At 70.3% G+C, this 2,929-nt stretch carries 1 protein-coding gene; it reads right to left on the reverse strand.

Translation table 11 applies throughout. The features are described 5' to 3' along the window. Positions 1–2,929 (reverse strand): condensation domain-containing protein (locus tag EJI01_RS28105; protein ID WP_148112380.1); only part of this gene is annotated, 2,929 nt, incomplete at both ends.

Raw genomic sequence — 2,929 nt, forward strand, 5'->3', positions numbered from 1 at the left:
GTCGCCGAAGACGAGTGCCGTGGCGTCCGGGCTCTTGCGCACCTGCTGCTCGATGAGCCGGTGCACCGGCTGCGCATCCGGGTAGCGTGTTTCGTTCACGCCCCAGCCCACCAGCTCCGCCCGTTCGCCGGGATTCAGAATGTCGATGTCGCCGATGCGCTTGTCGGGCTCGGCGGCCAGCGCTTCGACGATGCCCCGCAACGCCGCGCACAAGGATTCGCAGACGCGGCGCCCGGACACCGACGCATCGACCTGCGCCGCGAGCCCGAAATGGCCGGGATGGTCATCGACCGAGAGGGTGATCGGATAGTTGGTCCGCTCCTCGGCACTTAGCACCTGGACGCCCTCCAGCCCTGCCGGCGTGCTCGAGTCCCACACGTGCTGCGCACCGTAGCGGTAGTTCAGGAGCGCGTTAAAAAGCGGCGTCCCCGACGGCAGCGCGCTCTGGCGCAACGCCAATGCCAGGCTGGCGTGCTCGTGGTGCATGAGCTCGGCCAGCAGGCCGTGCGTCTGCTGCACGCCTGCACCCACTGTCGTCGCGCCCAGGCGGATGCGCAGCGGCAGCGTGTTCATGAACATGCCGAAGGCGCGATCTGCATCCTCCCCGCCCTGCATGCGGCCGAAGGTCACGGTGCCGAACACGACGTCGTCCCGGTTCGACATCCTGGCCAGCACCAGCGCCCAGGCCAGGTGGAACAGCGTGGCGGCGCTGACGCCGTGGCGCCGGGCCTGGCGGCGCACCTCGGCGCTCAGGGCGGCATCAACCGACATCGCGGTTTCGACCACCGTCCTGCCGTCGCCGTGGACATCGACCAGGTCGAAGGGAGCGGTCGGCTCGTCGACGTCGCCGAGCATGCTGCGGAAGAAGGCCTCGTGCTCGCTCGGCGCCACGCCCTGACGGGCCTGGGCGACAAAGCGCCGGAACGGCACCGGAGGCCGCAGCTCGCGCTCGCGGCCCTGCGCCATCAGCGCGATCTCCGCCACCAGCAGGTCCTGCGTGGTGTGGTCCAGCACCAGGTGGTGGCTGGGAAGCTGCAGCAGCCAGCGCCGCGCGTCCGCATCGTGCGCCGCCACCGCGCGCATCAGGGGCGCACGTGTGATGTCGATGCGGCAGCGCGTCGGGTCGATCTGCGCGTAGAGCTGCGCGGCCACGTCGGTGTCTTCGCCGGCCTGCACCGCCTGCGGCATCCACTCCAGCTGCAGCGCTGCATCGCAGCACACGACCTGGACCGGCTCGCGCAGTCCCTCGTAAAGCACCGCGGTGCGCAGGATGTCGTGCCGGGCGATCACGCGGTTCAAATGGGCGACGAAGCGCTCCAGCCGCTCTCGGCTGTCGAAGGCGAGCAGGCAGGGCGTGACATAGGCGTCGCCCTCGGCCTGCATCAGATGGTGGAACAGGATGCCTTCCTGCAGCGGTGCGAGCGGATAGATGTCCTGGATGTTCGGTGCGCCGCCGGGCACCGACTGCTCGATGCGCCGGATCTCGCCGGCGTCGAGCTCCACCAGGCTCAGCATCCCGGGCTCGATGCGGATGCTGTCTTCGGGAATGCCGCTGGCCGAAAGATCGATCGCGCCCGCCTGCCGCACCGGACTTCCGGCCGCGGCGGCGGCCAATGCAGCGAGCTGCGGATGCTTGAAGAGCGTGCGGACCTCGACCGTCCACCCTTCTCTTCGCATCCGCTCCAGCAACTGGATCGCGAGCAGCGAATGGCCGCCCAGCGCGAAGAAGTTGTCCCTACGGCCGATGCGCGGGGCGCCGAGCAGCTCGACCCAGATGACGGCCAGACGCTCTTCGACCGCGCCTTGTGGCGCCTCGAAGGCTTCGACGCCTTCGAAACCGGGCTGCGGCAGCGCCTTGCGCTCGATCTTGCCGTTGGCGTTCTGCGGCAACGCATCCAGCACCATGATCAGTGCGGGCACCATGTACTCGGGCAGCGCCTCGGCCAGCGCCGCGCGGATCTGCGCGCCGTCGACGGCCTGCCCCGCCGCGCGCGAGACGTAGCCCACGAGGCGCATGCCGCCCGCCGCGTCGTGCGCTGTCACCACCGCTTCGCGCACGCCGGGCTGCTGCAGGAGCTGGGCCTCGATCTCCGCGAGTTCGACGCGGAAGCCGCGCAGCTTGACCTGATGGTCCGCACGGCCCAGGTATTCCAGCCGGCCATCCGCATTCCAGCGCGCAATGTCGCCCGTGCGGTAGAGCCGGCCGCCGCGATCGCCGAAGGGGTCGGCGATGAAGCGCTCGGCGGAGAGCACCGCGCGGCCGTGGTAGCCACGCGCCAGCAGCGCGCCGCCGATGTAGAGCTCGCCCGCTACGCCCGCGGGCGCCAGGCCCAGGTCCGCATCGAGCACATAGGCTTCGCGCCCCGCCAGTGGCAGGCCGATCGGCATCTGCGCCGGCAGCGGCCGGCTGCCGTCCTCGAGCCACGCGCGGCAGTCCTGGACGATGGCCGTCACCACCGTCTCGGTGGGGCCATAGCTGTTGATGAGCTTGACGTGGCCGAGGCCGGCCTCGCGCCAGGCCCGCACGCCCTCGGGCGGCATGGCTTCGCCGGTGGCCTGCACCTGGCGCAGCACGCCGTAGTCGCGCGCGCCGCGGTGCGCAAAATCCTGCGCCAGCAGATGCCAGTAGGCCGTGGGCAGGTCCGCGATGCTGATGCGCTGCGCGATCAGCTCGCGGTAGAAAGTTTCGCTGTCCCACAGCGCGGGCCCGCGCAGCACCACCGCCGCGCCCGCCACCAGCGGCGGGAAAAGCTGCTCGACGAAGCCGTCGAAATTGATGGTAGAGAACTGCAGCATGCGGTCCGTCGCAGTGAGGCCGAAGTAGCCCACCGCCACCTGACTGTGCTCGGCGAGCGAGGCCTGCGTGATGCCGATGCCCTTGGGCCGGCCCGTCGAGCCGGAGGTGTAGATCACATAGGCCAGGTGGTGT

The sequence above is a fragment of the Variovorax sp. MHTC-1 genome (assembly GCF_003984645.1).
Taxonomy (GTDB): domain Bacteria; phylum Pseudomonadota; class Gammaproteobacteria; order Burkholderiales; family Burkholderiaceae_C; genus Variovorax.